The organism is Curtobacterium luteum (assembly GCF_001475545.1).
In the GTDB taxonomy this organism is placed as follows: Bacteria; Actinomycetota; Actinomycetes; order Actinomycetales; family Microbacteriaceae; genus Curtobacterium; species Curtobacterium luteum_A.
Map to the genome: position 1 here is coordinate 13,428 of NZ_LDQC01000082.1, position 19,925 is coordinate 33,352.

The window sequence follows — 19,925 nt, forward strand, 5'->3', positions numbered from 1 at the left end:
CCGGTGCCCGAGCTCCCCGAGGTCGAGGTCGTCCGCGCCGGTCTCGAACCCGCCGTCAGCGGCGCCCGCGTGCTCCACGTGGACGTCGTCGACGACCGCGCGCTCACCCGGCACGACGGCCCCGCGGAGGACTTCGCGGACCGTCTGACCGGCCGGACCATCGCGGCAGCCGTCCGGCGCGGCAAGTTCCTCTGGTTCCCGCTGCGTCCCGAGCACGACAGCGATCGTCCGGAGGCGCTCGTGACGCACCTCGGTATGTCCGGCCAGGTGCTCCTCGGAAGGGACCGTCCTGCCGCGAAGCACCGGCGCATCCTCATCGACGTCCAGCCCGCGGGCTCGGACCGCGACGGGGCGCCCGAGACGCCCGTCCAGCTCGAGTTCGTCGATCAGCGCACGTTCGGGTCGATGGCGCTCGACCCGATGGTGCCGACGGTCGACGGCGCTCCCGCCGGCTTCGCCGGGCAGGTCGACGAGGCAGACCCGGACGCGCCGTGGCGTCGGAGCATCCCGCACCAGGTGTCGCACATCGCGCGCGACCCGCTCGACCCGGCCTTCGACGACGACCGGTTCGTCGCCGCGGCACGGAAGCGCGCGAGCGGCATCAAGCGGGTGCTCCTCGACCAGGGTGTGGTGAGCGGCATCGGCAACATCTACGCCGACGAGTCCCTGTGGGCCGCGGAGCTGCACTACGACCGACCCGCGGAGCGCCTGACCCGCGCGGACCTGCGGACGCTCCTGAGCGAGGTCCGGAGCGTCCTCGGGCGGGCACTCGAGGACGGCGGCACGAGCTTCGACGCGCAGTACGTCAACGTGAACGGCCAGTCCGGGTACTTCTCCCAACGCCTGAACGTCTACGGGCAGCAGGGGAAGCCGTGCCCACGCTGCGGGACGACGATCGTCCGCGAGGCCTTCATGAACCGGTCGAGCCACATCTGCCCCGTGTGCCAACCGCGCCCCCGCGCCCGCAGGCGTTAGCCTGCCCGCAGCAGCACAGCCAGCAGCACAGCCCGCCAGCAGCAGCGCAGCAGACCGCCCGGAGACCGCATGTACTTGAAGAGCCTGACCATCAAGGGGTTCAAGTCCTTCGCGCAGCCGACGACGTTCGCGTTCGAGCCCGGGGTCACCTGCATCGTCGGGCCGAACGGCTCCGGCAAGTCGAACGTGGTCGACGCCCTCGCCTGGGTGATGGGGGAGCAGGGGGCGAAGACCCTCCGCGGCGGCAAGATGGAGGACGTCATCTTCGCCGGCACCTCGACCCGTGGCCCGCTCGGCCGGGCGCAGGTGCTCCTGACGATCGACAACACCGACGGTCTGCTGCCGATCGAGTACTCCGAGGTGACGATCTCCCGCACGCTCTTCCGGAACGGCGGCAGCGAGTACGCCATCAACGGCGAGAACTGCCGCCTGCTCGACGTGCAGGAACTCCTCAGCGACACCGGACTCGGCCGCGAGATGCACGTGATCGTCGGCCAGGGCCAGCTCGACAAGGTGCTGCACGCCACTCCGGAGGACCGCCGCGGCTTCATCGAGGAGGCCGCCGGCATCCTCAAGCACCGCCGCCGCAAGGAGAAGACGCTCCGCAAGCTCGAGGCGATGCAGACCAACCTCACGCGGCTGTCCGACCTCGCGGGGGAGATCCGCCGCCAGCTGAAGCCGCTCGGTCGGCAGGCCGAGGTCGCCCGCAAGGCCCAGTCGGTCGCGGCCGTCGCCCGGGACGCCAAGGCGCGCATCCTCGCCGACGACGTGGTCCGGCTCCGGCGGGAGCTCCACGAGCACCTCGAGGTCGAGACCGGCCGGAAGTCCGAGCGCATCCTGCTGCAGGAACGGCTCGAGCGGACGCGTGCTCGGCAGCAGCAGGTCGAGCAGAGCATGGTCGGCGACGACGTCGACCGCGCCCGGACGGTCGTGCACCGGCTCGAGAGCGTGCAGGAGCGACTCCGCGGCCTGTCGAGCCTCGCGAACCAGCGTCTGATGTTCCTCGCACAGCAGGCCGACGCGCCGCAGCAGGGTCCGACGGTGACGCCCGAGCGGGTGCAGTCCGTGCGGGACGAAGCCGACCGGCTCGAGGCGCGCGCCGAGGAGATGGCCGCCGACTCCGGCAGCGCCGCGGCCCGGGTGCAGGAAGCGCGGGCGGCGCTCGACGCACTCGACGAGCAGATCGCCGCGCAGGCCGCCCTGGTGTCGCAGCACGACCTCGAGGCCCAGCGGCTGGCGTCCGCGGTCGACGTCGCCCGGTCGAAGCGGGGCTCCGCCGTGGCCGACCGGGAGCGCCGGGAGCGCGCACTCGCCGAGGCGACCGACCGCGCCGACCGAGCAGCAGCGGCCCTCGCCGACATCGGGACCGACCCGTCCGAGGGCGTCGACGAGGCGGTGCTCACCGAGGCGGTCGCGTCCACCCGCGAGCAGCAGCAGGCAGCGCAGACGACCCGCGACGAGCTCCGCGACCGACTCCACGCCCTCGAACGCGAGCGGGACGCGCTCGATGCCCGGGTCACGGCCCTGGCGATGTCCATCGACGTACGGGACGGGTCGCAGGCCCTCATCGAGGCCGGCCGTGCTGGGATCGCCGGCCGGCTGGCGGACAGCCTCACGGTCGAGCCCGGCTACGAGGGCGCGGTCGCGGTCGCGCTCGACGGGCTCGCCGACGCCGTGCTCGCGGCGGACCGGGCGGTCGCGCTCGACGCGGTCGCGCACGCCCGGACCGCGGACATCGGTCGTGTCGACGTCGTGGTCGCCGACCCGGACCCGGCCGCCTCCGCCGGAGCGCTGCCCGATCGGCTCCCCGCCGGGGTCCGTCGCGCCGTCGACCTGGTGCAGGGCCCCCCGGCGATCGCCGCGATCCTGCGGGCCACGCTGATCGCCGTGGACGAGGACGTCGACCTGGAGGCCGTGCTCACCGCCGCCCCGCAGGCCACGGTCGTCACACGGTCCGGTGACGTCGTCCGGGCTGTCCGCGTCACGGGCGGCGGCGAGCGGATGACCAGTCGCATCGAGCTCGTCGCGGAGCGCGACGACGCCGTGACGCGGCGGGAGGCGGTCGCGGGCGACGTCGAGGACGCCGCCACGCGCCTCCAGGCCGCTCGTGCCGCCGTCGACGAGGCGAGACGCCGCGCGGAGGAGGCCGACCAGGCGTCGCGCGCGCACGCGAAGGCGACCGCGGAGTACGACCGCAGCAGCGCGTCCGCACGGGCGCGCGCCGAGAACGCGGCGGCCGAGGTCGAGCGGCTCCGAGCGTCCCTGGCCGAGACGGGCGGCGCGGTCGAGTCCGCCGAAGCCGTCCTCGCCGAGGCCGAGGGGGCCCTCGCGGCGTTCACCGACCAGCCCCGCCCGACGGTCGACGCGTCCGGGCGTCCGGCGCTGCAGGAGGCCCTCGAGGCTGCCCGCGCGGCCGAGATCGAGCAGCGCATCCAGGTCGAGACCGTGCGCGAGCGGGTGCGCGCCGAGCGGGGCCGCGCCGCCGGGCTCGAGCGGCAGCTCCGGGCCGAGCGGGCCGCGGCTGAGGAAGCCGCGCGTCGTGCGGTCGTCCGCCGGGGGCAGATCGCCGTCGCCGAGGGGGTCCTCGCCGACCTGCCGGGGTTGCTCGGAGCGGTCGACCGGTCGCTCGCCGAGGCCCGCGTGCGCCTGGCGAACGAGGAGTCCGAGCGGTCCAAGCGCAACACCGAGCTGCAGACGATCCGCGATGAGGAGCGCGAGCTCCGCGACCGCCTGCAGACGCTGACCGACGGCGTGCACTCGCTCGAGATGGAGATCTACGAGAAGAAGCTGCACGTGTCGGGCATCCTCGACCGGGCGCAGAGCGAGCTCGGACTGGTCGAGGCGGTCCTCGTGGCCGAGTACGGTCCACACGTGCCGGTCCCCGTGGACGTGCTCGTGGATCCGCGGGTGCTCGCTCGGAAGCACCGGGAGGCCGAGCGCGCGCGGGCAGCGGCAGCGGCGGAGGGCGCGACCGCCACGGACGACGCCGGCGCGACCGCGGCCGAGGACGTCGACCTGCCCGCGACCGACGAGGTCGACCCGGACGAGGTCCTGGTCGACGCCGAGTCCACCCTCCCCGGTGGTCCGGCACTGCCCGAGTTCGACGCCACGGACGACGTCGACCCGGACGCGGTCGAGACGGTCCCGTACGTCCGGGCCGAGCAGGAGCGCCGGCTCAAGGCGGCCGAGCGCGATCTCGGTCAGCTCGGGAAGGTGAACCCGCTCGCGCTCGAGGAGTTCCAGGCGCTCGAGCAGCGGCACGCGTTCCTCGCCGAGCAGCTCGAGGACCTGCAGAAGACCCGTACGGACCTCATGACGATCATCGAGGAGCTCGACCGGAAGATGCAGACCATCTTCGAGGCCGCGTTCCACGACACCCGCGAGGCCTTCGACGTCATCTTCCCGATCCTCTTCCCGGGTGGCTCCGGGTCGATCACGCTGACGAACCCGGACGACCTGCTCGCGACCGGCATCGACGTGCAGGTGAAGCCCGCGGGGAAGAAGATCGACCGCCTGACCCTGCTGTCGGGCGGCGAGCGGTCCCTGGCAGCGGTGGCGCTCCTGGTCGCGATCTTCACCGCGCGTCCGTCGCCCTTCTACATCATGGACGAGGTCGAGGCGGCGCTCGACGACGCGAACCTCGGGCGGCTCCTGACCGTGTTCGAGCGGTTGCGCGAGTCGTCGCAGCTCATCGTGATCACGCACCAGAAGCGGACGATGGAGATCGCGGACGCGCTGTACGGGGTGTCGATGCGGCAGGACGGCGTGTCCGCCGTGGTCGGGCAGCGGGTGCAGTCCCGGTCGGCGGAGCCGGCCGGCGCGGTCGCGTAGCGGCCGGGCCGCGGCCGGGTGCCGCAGGCCGCGGCCGGGTGCCGGGCCGAGACTCGGCTCCGCGGACAGTTTCGTGGCTTCACGACCGCGAAACCGTCCGCCTAGCCGAGTCTCGGCCCCGCGCCAGCGCGCACCGGCACCCGGCCCCGCGCCAGACGGACGGACGGGAGGCGCGGTGCCAGCTGGCCCCGCGCCTCCCGTCCGCACGTGGTGGCGACTACTTCGCGTCGGCCTCCACGGCCTCCTTCGGCTGGCCGGTCGGGGTCAGCCCGCGCTCCTGCCGCTTCTTCGAGACCACCAGCGAGGCGACCGTCGCCACTGCGATCGTCAGCGCGATGAAGCTCAGCGAGAACCAGATCGGGATCTCGGGCGCCCACTCGATGTGCTCACCGCCGTTGATGAACGGCAGCTCGTTGACGTGCATCGCGTGGAACACGAGCTTCACACCGATGAAGGCGAGGATGACCGCGAGGCCCTGGCCGAGGTAGATGAGGCGCTCGAGCAGTCCCGCGATCAGGAAGTAGAGCTGGCGGAGGCCGAGGAGCGAGAACGCGTTCGCGGTGAACACGATGAACGCGTCCTGCGTCAGACCGAAGATCGCCGGGATCGAGTCGAGGGCGAACAGCACGTCGGTCAGGCCGATCGCGACCATGACGAGGAGCATCGGGGTGAAGAGGCGCTTGCCGTCGATCTTCGCGGTGAGCTTGTCGCCGTGGTAGTCGTCGGTCGTCGGGATCACCTTGCGCAGCGTCCGGATGAGCTTCGAGTCACCCTCGGAGTCGTCGTGACCGCCGCCCTTCGCCTGCGACCACGCGAGCCAGAACAGCAGCGCGCCGAACAGGTAGAACACCCACGAGAAGTTCTCGATGATCGTCACACCGAGGGCGATGAACACACCACGGGCGACGAGGGCGATCGCGACGCCCACCAGCAGGACCTTCTGCTGGTACTCCTTCGGCACCGCGAAGCTCGTCATGATGATGAGGAAGACGAACAGGTTGTCGACCGACAGTGCCTTCTCGGTCAGCCAGCCGGCGAAGTACTCGCCACCGGCCTGACCACCGCCGAAGACGAGGATGCCGACGCCGAACAGGATGGCGAGCCCGACGTAGAACGCGGACCAGAACGCCGATTCCTTGATGTGCGGGACGTGCGGCGTGCGCACGTGCGAGTAGAAGTCGAACACCAGCAGCGCGAGGATGCCTGCGATGGTGAGGAGCCAGACGAAGAGTGGGACGTCCACGGGTTTCCTTCAGGTCGAGGGCGCAACCGGGATCGGGTACGCCGAGGCCTGAAGGTCTCTTCCGCCCGACGGTCCGTGTGACGGTCCGTGGGCCGGCGCCCCGGGTCCGGATCGATCCGGGCCGTACTGACGAGGTCACCGAGGAGGAATACTCCCCTTCAGGAGTCGAGGATACCGGGCACGGCGCACACCCGCCGCGCCCTAAGCTGGGAACATGGCGAGTTCCTGGTCACTGTCCTCCCGGCTGCGCGGGCTGTTCCAGCGCAAGACGATCGACGAGACCACCTGGGACGACCTCGAGACGGCGCTCATCGGCGCCGACTTCGGGCCGGACATCTCCGAGGCGATCATCGAGGACCTCCACGAGCGCGTCGACCGGTACGGCACGACGGACCCCGCCGACCTGCAGCGCATGCTCCGCGAGGTCCTCGAGGAACGGCTGTCCAAGCTCGACACCACGCTGAAGCTCAGCAACCGGCCGGCCGTCGTGCTCGTCGTCGGCGTGAACGGCGTCGGCAAGACCACCACGATCGGCAAGTTCGCGAAGTTCCTCAAGACGTACGACCGCACCGTCGTCGTCGGTGCCGCGGACACGTTCCGCGCGGCAGCGGTCGAGCAGGTCGCGACGTGGGCCGAGCGCGCCGGCGTCGACGTGGTGCGACCCGCGCAACCCGGACAGGACCCGGCGTCGGTGGCCTACCAGACGGTCGAGAAGGCGATGCGCGAGGGTACGGAGATCGTCGTCATCGACACCGCGGGTCGGCTGCACACCAAGGCCGGGTTGATGGACGAGCTGTCGAAGATCAAGCGCGTGGTGGAGAAGCAGACCGAGATCGCCGAGGTGCTCCTCGTGCTCGACGCCACCACGGGGCAGAACGGGCTCGCGCAGGCGCAGGCGTTCATCGAGGGCGCGGGCGTCACCGGACTCGTCATCACGAAGCTCGACGGGTCCGCGAAGGCCGGGTTCGTGCTGAGCGTGCAGGAGAAGACCGGCATCCCGATCAAGCTCATCGGGCAGGGCGAGGGCATCAACGACCTCACGGGCTTCACCCCGCACGTGTTCGTGCAGAACCTCGTCGGCTGAGACGGCTCCGCGCCCGAGCATCTCCGGGGGTTGCTCGACACCTGTCCGGGAACGCGGTCACCCCGCGACGAGTAGCGTCTCGGTCGGCCCGGGCATCCGCTCGGTCTCGTTCCAGGGATTGGAGACCCCCATGCCCGCACTGCTGATCATCGCGATCATCGTCGGCCTCGTCCTGCTCTTCAGCGGCATCTTCGTCGGTGCCCTCAAGTTCCTGCTCTGGGTGGGGCTCGTGATCGTGATCCTCGCCATCATCGGGTGGCTGCTCCGGAGCATCCGCGGTCGCGCCTGACGCGACGCGACCCACTGACGGACGGGAGGCGCGGTGCCAGCTGGCACCGCGCCTCCCGTCCGTCGTGTGGTGCGGACCCGAGACTCGGCTGGGCGGACAGCTTCGTGGTCGGCCCGTCGCGAAACTGTCCGCAGGGCCGAGTCTCGGCACTCGACCTGGCCCCGTGCGTCGGCGCGCCTCAGACGGCCTGCCGGCCGGCCGGCGCCTCCAGCAGGTGTGAGAGGTGCTCCGGGACCGAGCCGCCGCGCGCCACCGTCGCCCGCGCCCAGAGCCGGCCCGCCCGGTAGGACGACCGCACGAGCGGCCCGGCGAGCACGCCCGAGAACCCGATGTCCTCGGCGATCTCGCGGAGGTCGACGAACTCCTCCGGCTTCACCCAGCGCGCGACCGGCAGGTGCCGCGGCGACGGCCGGAGGTACTGCGTCAGCGTGATGATGTCCGTGCCGGCCTCGTACAGCTGCTCGAGTGCGTCGATGACCTCGTGCCGCTCCTCGCCCATGCCGAGGATGAGGTTGGACTTCGTCACGAGCCCCGCATCCCGACCCTGCGTGATGACGTCGAGCGAGCGCTCGAAGCGGAACGCCGGACGGATCCGCTTGAAGATCCGCGGGACGGTCTCGACGTTGTGCGCGAAGACCTCGGGCCGCGCATCGAACACCTGGCCGAGCTGGTCCGGGCGGCCGTTGAAGTCCGGCACGAGGATCTCGACGCCGGTGCCGGGGGAGTGCTCGTGGATCTGCCGGATCGTCTCGGCGTAGAGCCAGGCCCCGCCGTCGTCGAGGTCGTCCCGCGCGACCCCGGTCACGGTCGCGTACTTGAGGCCCATCGACACGACCGAGTCCGCCACGCGCCGGGGCTCCCCGCGGTCGAGCGGGCTCGGCTTGCCGGTGTCGATCTGGCAGAAGTCGCAGCGCCGGGTGCACTGCGAGCCGCCGATGAGGAACGTCGCCTCGCGGTCCTCCCAGCACTCGAAGATGTTCGGGCAGCCGGCCTCCTGGCAGACGGTGTGCAGCTGCTTGTCCCGGACCAGCGCGGACAGGTCGCGGAACTCCGGCCCCTGCGTCGCGCGGGTCTTGATCCACGCGGGCTTCGTCTCGATGGGCGTCTCGGCGTTGCGCGCTTCGACGCGCAGCATGCGCCGGCCTTCCGGGGCGATGGTCATGCGGGGACCTCCTGCGGGTGGGTGGTGCGGTCGGGGACGGACGGGAGGCGCGGCTCGCCCCTCGCGGGCCGGTCCGGGTCGGCGGGGTGGCCGGCTGTTGCGATCCGTCGGCCTGCGTGCATCCCGTCGAGAGCCGCCTGCACGAGTGGTGCGACGCGATCGGCGACTGCGTCCACGGTGACGGCACGTCCGGCCGCGCGGCTCAGGGTCGTGACCCCGGCGTCGGCGATGCCGCACGGCACGATCGCTGCGTAGGCGCCGAGGCCGTTGTCGCAGTTGATCGCGATGCCGTGGCTCGTGACCCCCTCGGCGACGTGCAGACCGATCGCTCCCACCTTGTCGTGGTTCGAGCCGTCGGCGCGGGGGACCCAGGCTCCGCTGCGGCCGTCGACCCGTTCGGCCGTGACACCCACGGCGGCGGCCGCGTCGATGAGCACCTGTTCGAGGTCACGGACCCACGCCACGACGTCGAGCGGCTGCGCCAACCGGACGATCGGGTAGGCGACGAGCTGCCCGGGTCCGTGCCAGGTGATGCGACCACCGCGGTCGACCTCGACCACGGGGGAGCCGTCGGTCGGCAGGTCGCTCGGTTCGGTCCGACGCCCCGCGGTGTACACGGACGGGTGCTCACAGAGGACGAGTGCGCCCGGGGAGCGGCCGGTGACGACGTCGGCGCGCAACCGTCGTTGCAGTGCGAGGCCCTGGGTGTAGTCGAGCAGCCCCGGCACCCGGACGATCTCGAGTTCCGGCATGGGCGTCAGCGTACGCCGGTTTCTGGACGGCGTACAACAACCGCGCTCCGGTCCGGTCGGGACGGTCGGTGGTCGCCTTGTAGAATCGACGGATCATGGCGCAATTCGGTTCACTCTCCGACCGGCTGACAGAGACCTTCCGCAACCTGCGGAGCAAGGGTCGCCTGTCCCCGTCCGACGTCGACGGCACCGTCCGCGAGATCCGGCGGGCGCTCCTCGACGCCGACGTCGCGCTCGAGGTCGTCAAGTCCTTCACCGCCTCCGTCCGCGAGCGTGCACTCTCGGACGAGGTGAACAAGGCGCTCAACCCGGCGCAGCAGGTCGTCCAGATCGTCAACGAGGAACTGGTCGGCATCCTCGGCGGGCAGCAGCGTCGCCTCGAGTTCGCGAAGCGTCCGCCGACGGTGATCATGCTCGCCGGCCTCCAGGGTGCCGGCAAGACGACGCTCGCGGGCAAGCTGGGCAAGTGGCTCAAGAAGGACGGCCACACGCCCATGCTCGTCGCGGCCGACCTGCAGCGTCCGAACGCCGTGCAGCAGCTCCAGGTCGTGGGCGAGCAGGCGGGCGTGCACGTCTTCGCTCCCGAGCCCGGCAACGGTGTCGGCGACCCCGTGAAGGTCGCGAAGAACGCGATCAAGGCCGCGGTCGACCAGCAGTACGACACGGTCATCGTCGACACGGCCGGACGTCTCGGTGTGGACGCCGAGCTGATGAAGCAGGCCGCGAACATCCGCAAGGCCGTCGACCCCGACGAGGTCCTGTTCGTCATCGACGCGATGATCGGTCAGGACGCCGTGGCCACGGCCCGCGCCTTCCAGGAGGGCGTCGACTTCACCGGCGTCGTCCTGTCCAAGCTCGACGGTGACGCCCGCGGTGGTGCGGCCCTGTCGGTCGCGAGCATCACCGGCCGACCGATCATGTTCGCGTCGACGGGTGAAGGGCTCGACGACTTCGAGCCGTTCCACCCGGACCGCATGGCGAGCCGCATCCTCGACCTCGGCGACATCCTCTCCCTCATCGAGCAGGCCCAGCAGGCGTTCGACGAAGAAGAGGCGCGCGCCGTCGCCGAGAAGATCGCGAGCGACTCGTTCACGCTCGACGACTTCCTCGGCCAGATGCAGCAGCTCCGCAAGGCCGGATCGATCAAGGGCATGCTCGGCATGCTCCCCGGCGCGAAGGGCATGCGCGAGGCGCTCGACAACTTCGACGAGGGCGAGATCGTCCGGACCGAGGCGATCATCCAGTCGATGACGAAGCAGGAGCGTCAGCTCCCGAAGCTCCTCAACGGCTCGCGTCGTCTCCGCATCGCGAAGGGTTCGGGCACGACGGTGACCGAGGTCAACGCGCTCGTCAACCGCTTCGAGCAGGCGGCGAAGATGATGAAGACCGTCGCTCGCGGTGGCGTCCCGCAGATGCCGGGCATGGGCCCGATCCCGGGCATGCACGGCGGCAAGAAGAAGCAGCAGCAGGGCGGCGCGAAGAAGAAGAAGGTCGGCAACCCCGCGAAGCGCGCGGCGCTCGCCTCGGGTGCGGCGGCGCAGCAGCAGCAGCAGGCGCCGCAGGGGTCCGGCTTCGGGTTCGGCGGTGCCAACGCGAAGAACCCGAAGGCGCCCACCGAGGAAGAGATGCAGTCGCTGCAGAAGTTCCTCGGTCGCTGACGCGACCAGCAGACAGACTGGAGGCCCGTGGCGACTTCGCCACGGGCCTCCAGTCTGTCTGCAGGGTCGCGTTGCGCAAGTTCCTTCCCATGACGGCCGCGATGGAAGGCGGGATCGGGCGTACCTGGCCGAACGGTTCGATCTGGTACGCCCGGAACGACCTGGTACGCCCGAAACCGCCCGGGGCGGACGGCTAGAGCGAGTCGCGCAGCTCGGTGACCAGGTGGCGGACGACCGTGCGGAGGTCCCCGCCGTTCTCCTGCGCCACCGTGAGCTGCCGCTGGTACGACGCCCCCTGCTCGATCATCGTGTCGAGGTGGTGCAGCTCCGCCTGGCAGCCGAGCCGTTCCGCGATCGGGTCGAGTCGCTGGACGAGGTCGTGCACCTCATCGGTGACGAGTCGTTCGTCGCCGGCGGCGTTGGTGATGATCTCCGCCTCCATGCCGTAGCGGGCCGCGCGCCACTTGTTCTCACGGATGAACCACTGCTGCATGGACGGCAGGACCTCGCCGCGGTCGAGTCGGTCGGACAGCGCGGTGACGAGGCACTGGACGAACGCGGTGACCGCGCCGACCTCGTGCAGGGTCGAGATGCCGTCGGACACCCGGTTCTCGAGCGTGCCCCAGCCCGGTGAGGGGCGGATGTCCCAGCGGAGGTCCTTGAACCCGTCGATCACGCCGGTCTTGGTGAGGTCGTCGACGACCGTCTCGAAGCCGCTCCAGTCGCCGATGCCCGGCGGCAGCCCGCCGGTCGGGAGCTGCTGGAACATGAGCGCTCGGTTCGAGGCGTAGCCCGTGTCCGTGCCGCCCCAGAACGGGCTCGACGCGGTGAACGCCTGCAGGTGCGGGACGTACGCGAGCATCGCGTTCATGATCGGCACGGCCTTGTCGCGGTCGTCGATGCCGACGTGCACGTGCACACCCCAGATGAGCATCTGCCGGCCCCACCAGCGCGTGCGGTCGATGAGCGTGTTGTAGTGCTCGCTGTCCGCCGTGATCTCCTGCTGGTCCCACTGCGCGAACGGATGCGTGCCGGAGCACATGACCTGGGCGTCGAGCGGCTCGGCGGCGTCGATCACCTCGCCGATGATCCCGGAGAGTTCCGACGTGGCTTCCTCGACGGTCGTGTGCACGCCCGTGACCACCTCGACGGTGTTCGTGAGGAGCTCCTCGGTGACCTTGTCCGGGTCACCGAGCCGCTCCTGCACCGCCCTGATCACCGCCGGAGCGCGTGGGGTGAGGTCGCCGGTGTCCCGGTCGACCAGCGGGAGTTCCCACTCGACACCGATGGTCGACGGGTGGGACTCTGTGAAGCGGATGTCCATGCGGCCATCCTGCCGGTCGGTTGTCGGACATGCACAAGGAACGCCGTCGCCGGTCGTGCACCTCGCTCCACCAAGTTGTTCCATCACGGTACTACCGTGGAATCGCTCACAGGGAAGAGGTCCGCATGCAGTTGGTCGTGCGCGGTTCGTCCGCACCACTCGTCGGGGAGATCGACGTCCCGGTCTCCAAGTACCACGCGCACCGAGCGCTGGTGCTGGCATCACTCGCGAAGGGGACGAGCATCGTCTCCGGCATCAGTTCCACCCGGCAGGTCGAATGGACCGTCGGAACGCTCCGGGCCCTCGGCGTCGACGTCAAGCGCCGAGGGGACGACTACCACGTCACCGGCCTCGGGGGGCGCTACGCGGCGACGGACGTCGTCGACCACGGGTCCCGCGGCGCGGACGGGATCCTCAACATGGGGTCCTCCGGTACGACGCTCTACTTCATGACCGGACTCGCCTCGCTGGCGGACCGCCCGATGACGCTCGTCGGCATGAAGTACTTCCAGCGCCGACCGATCGGGGCGCTGCTGACCTCCCTCACGCAGATGGGCATCGACCTCGAGGCGATCAACGACTGCCCGCCGGTCACGGTCCAGCCGAGGCGACCCCGCGGCGGTGACGTCGCGATCGCCGGCACGCTGTCACAGTGGATCTCCGGGCTGCTCCTCGTCGCGCCCTTCGCCGAACAGGAGACCCGCATCCACGTCACCGGTGGACGGCTCAACGAGCAGCCGTACGTCGAGCTGACCGTCCGCATGATGCGGGAGTTCGGACTGACCGTCGAGGTCTCCGACGACTGGCTCGAGTACCGGATCCCGGCGGGACAGCACGCGACCCCGCACGACTACGTCATCCCGCCGGACATCGGTTCCGCGGCGTTCGGGATCGCCGCCGCGGGCATCCGTGAGTCGGACCTGCTGCTCCGCGGCATGCGGGCGACCACCACGGCGGAGACCGACCACCCGGAGAGCGAGTTCCTCGACCTCGCCACCGCCATGGGCGTCCCGATGGCGATCGACGAGGCGACCGGGTTCGTCCGGATCCAGCACGACGGGTCGCCGCTCCGCGCGCTCGACATCGACTGCCGGCCGATCCCGGACCTCCTGCCGGTCCTGTCGACGATGGCGACCTTCGCCGAGGGCACGACCCGGCTCTGGAACGTGGCGCACATCCGCTTGAAGGAGTCCGACCGGGTCGCCGCGATGCTCCAGCTCAACCGCCTGGGAGGGCGTGCGGAGCAGGGAGCCGACGAGCTCCGCGTGACCGGCGTCCGGCCCGGCGAGCTGCACGGCTCGCCGATGTCCTCGTTCAACGACCACCGCGTGCTCATGTCCCTCGCCGTCGCCGCGTCGAAGGCTGAGGGCTCGAGCTCCCTGACGTACCCGCGCGCCTACCGCATCTCGTACCCGACCTTCCTCGAGGCGATGAACGGCGTCGGTCTCGACATGGAGGTCGGCGACGCGCTGCCGGCCCGCGCCGACCAGGACGACCGGATGGGCGCCGCCGTCTCCGAGCCGACCGACCTCGGCGAGGACACCGCGACGTCGGCCGCTGCGCAGACGCCGTCGGACGCGGAGGCCGCGACGTCCTCCGAGCTCCCGGAGCTGGACGCCGGACCGCTCGTCCTCAGCGAGAAGGTCCGAGCGCTGTCCGAACAGGACCCGAACGGCCTCGCGGTCGTCGAGGTCGGCGGCGCGGTCCCCGTCGAGACCACCTGGAAGCAACTGCAGGACGAGGCCGATCGGGTCTCGGCGCTCCTGCTCGAACTCGGTGTCCGGCGGGGCGAGTCCGTCGCGATGCAGCTGCCGAACTGGCGCGAGTTCGTGTCCATCACGCTCGGTGCGATCCAGATCGGTGCCGTCGCGACCCCGATCATGCCGGTCTTCGGTCCCCGTGAGACGACCATGACCCTCGCCCGCTCGAAGGCCCGCGTGGTGTTCCTGCCGAACGTGTTCCGCAAGCGCCGCCCGGCCCTCGAGCTCCTCGACGTGGTCGACGAAGCGCGGGCACAGCGGCGTCGGCTGTCGCTCGAGCACGTGGTCGTGCTCCGTGCCGAGGCACGAGGCCAGGGCGACGTCCCGAACGACCAGCCGCCGCTGCCCGCCGACGCGGCCGAGCGGGTCGCGGCGAGCGCCTGGAACTGGCGTTGGTTCGACACCGCGCTCGGCTCGGTGCCGGTGGACGTCGACCAGATCCGTGCGAACGCGCCAGGGCCCGACGACGTCTGCCAGCTCCTCTTCACCTCCGGCACCACGGGCGAGCCGAAGGGCGTCCAGCACCCTCACCGGACGCTCGGCCTCGCGACCGCGATGCACGTCGCGCAGTCCGGGCTCACCGCCGACGACCGGATCTACATCCCGTCGCCGCTCGCGCACCAGACCGGGTTCCTGTACGGCATGCTGCTCGCCTTCCGGCTCGGCGCGCCGCAGGTGATCCAGCCGGTGTGGGACGGCCGCGTCGCGCTCGAGCAGGCGTTCGGCGTCGCGAAGGCGTCGTTCGTGCAGTGCGCGACACCGTTCCTGACCGACCTGGTCGACCTCGTCGAGGACGGGGCACCCGCGCCGGAGAGCCTGCGCGTCTTCGTCCCGACGGGCGCCGCGGTACCGCGGGCCCTGGCGCAGCGGGCGAGCACGGTGCTCGGGAGCGCGATCCTCGGGGCGTTCGGCACGAGCGAGACCTGCCTCGGGGCACTGTCCAGTCCGTCCGACGACCCGGCCGACGCGTACGGGCACGACGGCCGGGCGCTGCCGGGGATCCGGATCCGCATCGTCGACGACGAGGGACACGAGCTCCCCGCCGGCACCGAGGGCAACTTCGAGCTGCACTCGCCGACGATGTTCGACGGTTACCTCGACCGCCCGGACCTCACCGACGACGTCTTCACCGAGGACGGCTGGTACCGCACGGGCGACCTCGCGACCGTGGACGAGAAGGGCTTCCTCTCCATCACGGGGCGCGTCAAGGACGTCATCAACCGCGGTGGCGAGAAGATCCCGGTCGTGGAGATCGAGAACCTGCTCTACCAGCACCCGCTCGTCACCGACGTCGCCATCGTGGCGATGCCCGACGAGCGCCTCGGCGAGCGTGCCTGTGCCTTCGTGGTGCCGGCGGCTGGGGAGCGGCTCGACCACCGGGGGATGCAGCGGTACCTCGACAACGCGGGTGTGAGCAAGTACTACTGGCCGGAGCGGCTCGAGTACATCGACGAGCTGCCCCGCAACGCTGTCGGCAAGGTGCAGAAGAACGTGCTGCGCGACCGAGCTGCGGAACTCGTCGCGGACGCCCCCACCACCACGAAGGAGAACGAGACACGATGACGATCGTCGAGCAGACGACCGAGGCCTTCGACGCAGCGGCCTTCGAGCAGCTCAAGGCCGAGGTGACCGAGTGGGTCCGCGGTCGCGGCGAGGAGTGGGCGGAGGAGATCGAGCGCACCGGCCGGGTCGCCCCCGAGCTGTTCCAGGAGCTCAAGGACCGCGGCTGGCTCAGCCTCGCCGCGCCGCCGGAGCTCGGTGGCGCAGGGATCCCGTTCTCGAGGTACCTCGAGGTGATGGAGATCATCTCGCGCTCGCACGCCTCGATCCGCATGCTCGTGCACGTCATCAACGGCACCTGGCGGGCGATGGCGCCGTACGCGACCCCGGAGCAGATCGAGGAGGTCGTCAAGCCGAGCGTGGCGGGCGAGAAGCTCGTCGCCTTCACGCTCACCGAGGCCACCGCCGGGACGGGCGCGGACATCCGCACGACCGTCCGCCGCGAGGGCGACACGTACGTGATGAACGGCGAGAAGCACCTCATCACCTTCGGGGTGCGGTGCGACCACTGGCTCATCGCCGCGCGTCTCGAGGGCAGCACCGGGCAGGACGGCACGGTCGCGTTCCTCATGCCGAACTCGGGCCTGCCGGGCGCCGAGGTGATCGACGACTCGGACACCATGGGCATCCGTGGCACCGACCACGCGATCCTCCGCTTCACCGAGACCCCGGTCCCGGCCTCTGCACGCCTCGGCGAGGAAGGGCAGGGCCTCGAGGTCGCGCTCGGCGGGTTCCTCCTGCCGAGCCGTGTCTCCGTCGCGATGAGCGCCGTCGGCCTCGCCGAGCGTGCGAACGAACTCGCGGTCGCGTACGCGAACGAGCGTGAGACCTTCGGCAAGAAGCTCTCGAGCCGACAGGCGATCCAGTTCTACCTGGCCGAGAACTACGCCGACATCGCCGCCGCCCGCGCCCTCGTGCTCGAGGCAGCCCGCGCCTACGAGGAGGGCCGCCCCGACGCCGGCACGCTCTCCAGCGCCTCGAAGATGGTCGCGGTCGACATGCTCGCCCGGGTCACGGACAAGGCACTGCAGGTGCACGGCGGCCAGGGCTACTGGAAGCGCAACGCGATCGAGCGCGTCTACCGCGACGCGCGCGCGCAGCGCTTCGAGGAGGGCACCAACGAGATCCAGAAGCTGGTCGTCGGCCGCGCCGTCGTCACCGGCCAGGCCGGGTTCTGACGCGACCCACCAGCGGACTGGAGGCCTGTGGCGGCCCCGCCACGGGCCTCCAGTCCGACCCCACGTCCGCAACGCAACGACAAGGACCGCAGTGACCGACAGCACGACCGCTCCCATCGCCCTCATCACGGGTGCCTCCCGTGGCATCGGCCGCCTCCTCGCGCAGAAGCTCGGCCAGCGCGGCGTCACCGTCGTGGTGACGTACAAGGGCAACGCCGACCTCGCCGAGCAGTCACTGGCCGACGTCCGCGCGGCCGGCGGCGACGGCATCACCGCGCAGGTCGACATCGAGCAGCCGGAGTCGATCGACGCGCTGTTCGACCTCGTCCGCGACACCTACGGCCGGCTCGACATGTTCGTCGCGAACGCCGCGGCGAGCGCGTTCAAGCCCGTCGCCGACCTGAAGCTGCACCACCTCGACCGCAGCTACGCGACCAACGCCCGCTCGTTCGTGCTCGGTGCGCAGCGGGCCGCCGAGCTCATGGACCGGGGTGGGCGCATCGTCGTCGTGACCTCCTACGGTTCACTCCGGGCGTTCCCGACCTACGCGGCCCTCGGCGCCGCGAAGGCGATGACCGAGGCGTACACGAAGTACATGGCGGTCGAGTTCGGGCCGCGGCAGATCACGGTGAACGCGGTCAACGGCGGTCTGATCGACACCGACTCGCTCGACTACTTCTACAACTCCGTTCCGGGCATGGCACCGATGTCCTCCGTCATCGAGAAGCTCCCGTTGCAGCGGCCGGGCACCGCGGACGACATGGCGGACGCGGTCGACTTCCTGCTGTCCGACAGGGCGTCGTACATCACGGGGCAGACGTTGTCGGTCGACGGAGGGCTGACCGTGATCGCCCCGCCCTACTGGGCCGACACGACGTCGCCGCTCCGGGATGCCGTCCTGCCGGCGGCGGGTGCTGCGGACCCGGCCGCCGGCACGGCAGAGTAGGGGCATGAGCACCGTCGCCATGCCCGACCTCGCCGTCGTCTCCTCGCCGTGGAGCCTCGGCCCGCTGACCCTCCGGAACCGGGTGGTGATGGGGTCGATGCACACCGGGCTCGAGGTGCTCGACGACGGCGGGGCGGGCATGGCGGCCTTCTACCGTGAGCGTGCGGCCGGTGGGGCGGCGCTCATCGTCACGGGTGGCATCGCCGTGAGCGACGAGGCCCGGGGCGGCCCCGACTTCGCGGTGTTCGGCGAGGGCGGTGCCGACGAGCGCTTCCGCGCCGCGGTCGACGCCGTGCACGACGCCGGCGGCGCGGTGCTCGCCCAGCTCTTCCACGCCGGTCGGTACGCGCTCGTGGGCGGCATGGTCGACCGGCACGGCCGGCCCCAGCGCGCCGTCGCCCCGTCGGCGCTGCCGTGGGCGGCCGCTCGGGGCGTGGTCCCGGAGGAACTGACCGGCCCCGAGGTCGAGCGTACGATCGAGGACTTCGCCGCAGCGGCCCGGTCGGCGCGGGACATCGGCTTCGACGGCGTCGAGATCATGGCGTCCGAGGGGTACCTCATCAACCAGTTCCAGTCGCCGCTGACGAACCTGCGCGACGACGAGTGGGGCGGCTCGCCGGAGCGTCGGCGACGCTTCGCGGTGGCCGTCGTGCGCGCTGTCCGAGCTGCCGTTCCGGACCTCGCGGTGACGATCCGGCTGTCCGGTGCCGACCTCATGCCCGGCTCGACCACCGATGACGAGGTCGACGCGCTCGTGCACGAGCTGCTGCCCCTCGGGCTCGACGGGATCTCGGTCGGCATCGGGTGGCACGAGTCCCGCACCCCGACCGTGCAGGCAGCGGTGCCGCACGGCGCCTGGCTGTCGTACGCGAACCGGATCGCCGGCGTGGTCCGTCGAGCGGGGTACCCGGACGTGCGGGTGATCGCGTCGAACCGGATGACGGACCTCCGTGACGGGGAGGCCGTGCTCGCCGACGGCCTGGTGGACGCCGTCGCCCTCGCACGGCCGTTCCTCGCCGACCCGGCCCTCGTGCAACGGTCGCTCGCCGGCGCGTACGACCTCGTGAACACGTGCATCGGCTGCAACCAGGCGTGCCTCGACCGGTCGATCGTCGGTGCGCCGGTGTCCTGCCTCGTGAACCCCCGGGCAGGGCGCGAGGTCACGTTCCCGCTCCGTCCCACCGACGTCGCGAAGCGCGTCGACGTCGTCGGCGGCGGACCGGCCGGGCTCGCGGCAGCCGTCGACGCCGCCCGCCGTGGACACGCGGTGACGGTGTGGGAGGCCTCCGACCGACTCGGCGGGCAGTTCGAGCTGGCATCGCTCGTGCCCGGCAAGGAGGACTACGCCGCGACCGTCCGCGCCGCCAGGGCCGAACTCGCCGAGCGTGGGGCGACCGTGCACCTCGGTCGTGCCGCGACCGCAGAGGACCTCGCTGGGAGCGACGCCGTCGTGGTCGCGGTCGGCGTCGTGCCCCGCGAGGTCGACGTCCCCGGTGCGACGCTGCCCCACGTCCTGTCGTACGAGCAGGCGCTCCGGGACGGCGTGCCCGCCGGAACCGTCGCGGTCATCGGCGGCGGCGGGATCGGCGTCGACACGGCGGCGTTCCTGGTCGAGTCGCCGGACGAAGCGGCACGCGCGACGGAGTTCGGGCAGCGGTGGGACGTCGAGGTCAGCGATGAGATCGTCGGCGACGTCCCGCAGCGCCTCCCTGCGGCGGCGCGGGTGCTGCGCCCGGGGTCCGAGGTCACGGTGCTCCGGCGCAGCGGCAAGTTCGGTGCCGGCATCGGCATCACGTCCCGCTGGGTGGCGATCGGGCGGCTCCGGGACGCCGGCGTCCGCATGGTGGGCGGCGTGCAGGAGTACCTCCGCATCGAGCCCGGCGTGCTCTGGATCCGCGACGAGGACGGTGCCGACCGATCGGTCCCGGCGGACACCGTCGTGGTCTGCGCCGGACAGGAGCGCCGTGACGCGGACGAGCTCGTCGCGGGCCTGCGCTCCGCGGGCATCCCGTGCGAGGTCGTCGGCGGAGCGCGCGACGCCCGGAGCGTCGACGCCGTCCGCGCCACGAGCGAGGCGCTCGAAGCGGTGCGTCGACTCGCGCCCTGACGCGGAATCTGCAACAATGAACGGTCGAATCGTGCCTGCTCGACCCTCTATCCAGC

The 19,925-nt window shown here is 71.3% G+C and carries 13 protein-coding genes; 9 read left to right on the forward strand and 4 right to left on the reverse strand.

Annotation, left to right across the window (positions count from 1 at the left end; genetic code table 11):
* Positions 1 to 3: 3 nt before the first annotated feature.
* Together mutM and NS184_RS13630 are read left to right on the forward strand one after the other, a co-directional pair.
* Positions 4 to 975: a bifunctional DNA-formamidopyrimidine glycosylase/DNA-(apurinic or apyrimidinic site) lyase gene (gene mutM, locus NS184_RS13625; RefSeq protein ID WP_058726653.1), complete on the forward strand. Its 972-nt coding sequence runs from the start codon at positions 4 to 6 to the stop codon at positions 973 to 975.
* 69 nt (positions 976 to 1,044) lie between these two features.
* A complete protein-coding gene (locus NS184_RS13630) occupies positions 1,045 to 4,806 on the forward strand; it encodes an AAA family ATPase (RefSeq protein WP_058726654.1) in 3,762 nt (1,253 codons plus the stop codon).
* Between the two features lie 217 nt (positions 4,807 to 5,023).
* Here NS184_RS13630 and NS184_RS13635 read toward each other — a convergent pair whose 3' ends face one another.
* The gene (locus NS184_RS13635; protein WP_058726655.1) at positions 5,024 to 6,049 is read right to left on the reverse strand and encodes a TerC family protein; all 1,026 of its coding nucleotides are present in this window, start codon (positions 6,047 to 6,049) and stop codon (positions 5,024 to 5,026) included.
* A 214-nt stretch (positions 6,050 to 6,263) separates the two neighbouring features.
* Here NS184_RS13635 and ftsY point away from each other — a divergent pair, with 214 nt between their 5' ends.
* Complete coding sequence (gene ftsY / locus NS184_RS13640) at positions 6,264 to 7,133, forward strand: signal recognition particle-docking protein FtsY (protein ID WP_058726656.1); 870 nt, start codon at positions 6,264 to 6,266, stop codon at positions 7,131 to 7,133.
* 130 nt (positions 7,134 to 7,263) lie between these two features.
* Positions 7,264 to 7,422 carry a DUF4175 domain-containing protein gene (locus NS184_RS18395; protein ID WP_141399257.1) on the forward strand — a complete coding sequence of 53 codons (159 nt, stop codon included), beginning with the start codon at positions 7,264 to 7,266 and terminating at the stop codon, positions 7,420 to 7,422.
* 178 nt (positions 7,423 to 7,600) lie between these two features.
* Here NS184_RS18395 and lipA read toward each other — a convergent pair whose 3' ends face one another.
* Complete coding sequence (gene lipA, locus NS184_RS13645) at positions 7,601 to 8,584, reverse strand: lipoyl synthase (RefSeq protein WP_058726657.1); 984 nt, start codon at positions 8,582 to 8,584, stop codon at positions 7,601 to 7,603.
* The gene (lipB, locus tag NS184_RS13650; RefSeq protein WP_083513706.1) at positions 8,581 to 9,336 is read right to left on the reverse strand and encodes a lipoyl(octanoyl) transferase LipB; all 756 of its coding nucleotides are present in this window, start codon (positions 9,334 to 9,336) and stop codon (positions 8,581 to 8,583) included. The genes lipA and lipB overlap by 4 nt, the downstream gene beginning before the upstream one ends.
* A gap of 95 nt (positions 9,337 to 9,431) precedes the next feature.
* On the opposite strand from lipB, the gene ffh reads away from it, so the two are divergent.
* On the forward strand, positions 9,432 to 10,994 hold the full coding sequence (ffh, locus tag NS184_RS13655; RefSeq protein WP_058726658.1) for a signal recognition particle protein: 1,563 nt from the start codon (positions 9,432 to 9,434) through the stop codon (positions 10,992 to 10,994).
* A gap of 193 nt (positions 10,995 to 11,187) precedes the next feature.
* Here the strand turns inward: ffh and NS184_RS13660 are convergent, their stop codons facing one another.
* A complete protein-coding gene (locus NS184_RS13660; protein ID WP_058726659.1) occupies positions 11,188 to 12,318 on the reverse strand; it encodes a glutamate--cysteine ligase in 1,131 nt (376 codons plus the stop codon).
* A 125-nt stretch (positions 12,319 to 12,443) separates the two neighbouring features.
* Between NS184_RS13660 and aroA the strand changes: the two genes are divergently transcribed.
* From aroA to NS184_RS13680, 4 genes are all read left to right on the forward strand, one after another.
* Positions 12,444 to 15,641: a 3-phosphoshikimate 1-carboxyvinyltransferase gene (gene aroA, locus NS184_RS13665; RefSeq protein ID WP_058726660.1), complete on the forward strand. Its 3,198-nt coding sequence runs from the start codon at positions 12,444 to 12,446 to the stop codon at positions 15,639 to 15,641.
* Positions 15,638 to 16,816, forward strand: coding sequence for an acyl-CoA dehydrogenase family protein (locus tag NS184_RS13670; RefSeq protein ID WP_058726661.1), 1,179 nt, complete (start codon positions 15,638 to 15,640; stop codon positions 16,814 to 16,816). The genes aroA and NS184_RS13670 overlap by 4 nt, the downstream gene beginning before the upstream one ends.
* Positions 16,817 to 16,907: 91 nt before the next feature.
* Positions 16,908 to 17,762 carry an SDR family oxidoreductase gene (locus tag NS184_RS13675; protein ID WP_058726662.1) on the forward strand — a complete coding sequence of 285 codons (855 nt, stop codon included), beginning with the start codon at positions 16,908 to 16,910 and terminating at the stop codon, positions 17,760 to 17,762.
* A gap of 4 nt (positions 17,763 to 17,766) precedes the next feature.
* Positions 17,767 to 19,869: an FAD-dependent oxidoreductase gene (locus tag NS184_RS13680; protein WP_058726663.1), complete on the forward strand. Its 2,103-nt coding sequence runs from the start codon at positions 17,767 to 17,769 to the stop codon at positions 19,867 to 19,869.
* Positions 19,870 to 19,925: the final 56 nt, after the last annotated feature.

Bases quoted from the DNA above. Each gene is read 5' to 3' on its own strand.
- NS184_RS13670 (WP_058726661.1), top strand. From the start codon at position 15,638: ATGACGATCGTCGAGCAGACGACCGAGGCCTTCGACGCAGCGGCCTTC.
- NS184_RS18395 (WP_141399257.1), top strand. From the start codon at position 7,264: ATGCCCGCACTGCTGATCATCGCGATCATCGTCGGCCTCGTCCTGCTC.
- lipB (WP_083513706.1), bottom strand. From the start codon at position 9,336: ATGCCGGAACTCGAGATCGTCCGGGTGCCGGGGCTGCTCGACTACACC.
- lipA (WP_058726657.1), bottom strand. From the start codon at position 8,584: ATGACCATCGCCCCGGAAGGCCGGCGCATGCTGCGCGTCGAAGCGCGC.
- NS184_RS13630 (WP_058726654.1), top strand. From the start codon at position 1,045: ATGTACTTGAAGAGCCTGACCATCAAGGGGTTCAAGTCCTTCGCGCAG.
- ftsY (WP_058726656.1), top strand. From the start codon at position 6,264: ATGGCGAGTTCCTGGTCACTGTCCTCCCGGCTGCGCGGGCTGTTCCAG.
- ffh (WP_058726658.1), top strand. From the start codon at position 9,432: ATGGCGCAATTCGGTTCACTCTCCGACCGGCTGACAGAGACCTTCCGC.
- aroA (WP_058726660.1), top strand. From the start codon at position 12,444: ATGCAGTTGGTCGTGCGCGGTTCGTCCGCACCACTCGTCGGGGAGATC.
- NS184_RS13680 (WP_058726663.1), top strand. From the start codon at position 17,767: ATGAGCACCGTCGCCATGCCCGACCTCGCCGTCGTCTCCTCGCCGTGG.
- NS184_RS13660 (WP_058726659.1), bottom strand. From the start codon at position 12,318: ATGGACATCCGCTTCACAGAGTCCCACCCGTCGACCATCGGTGTCGAG.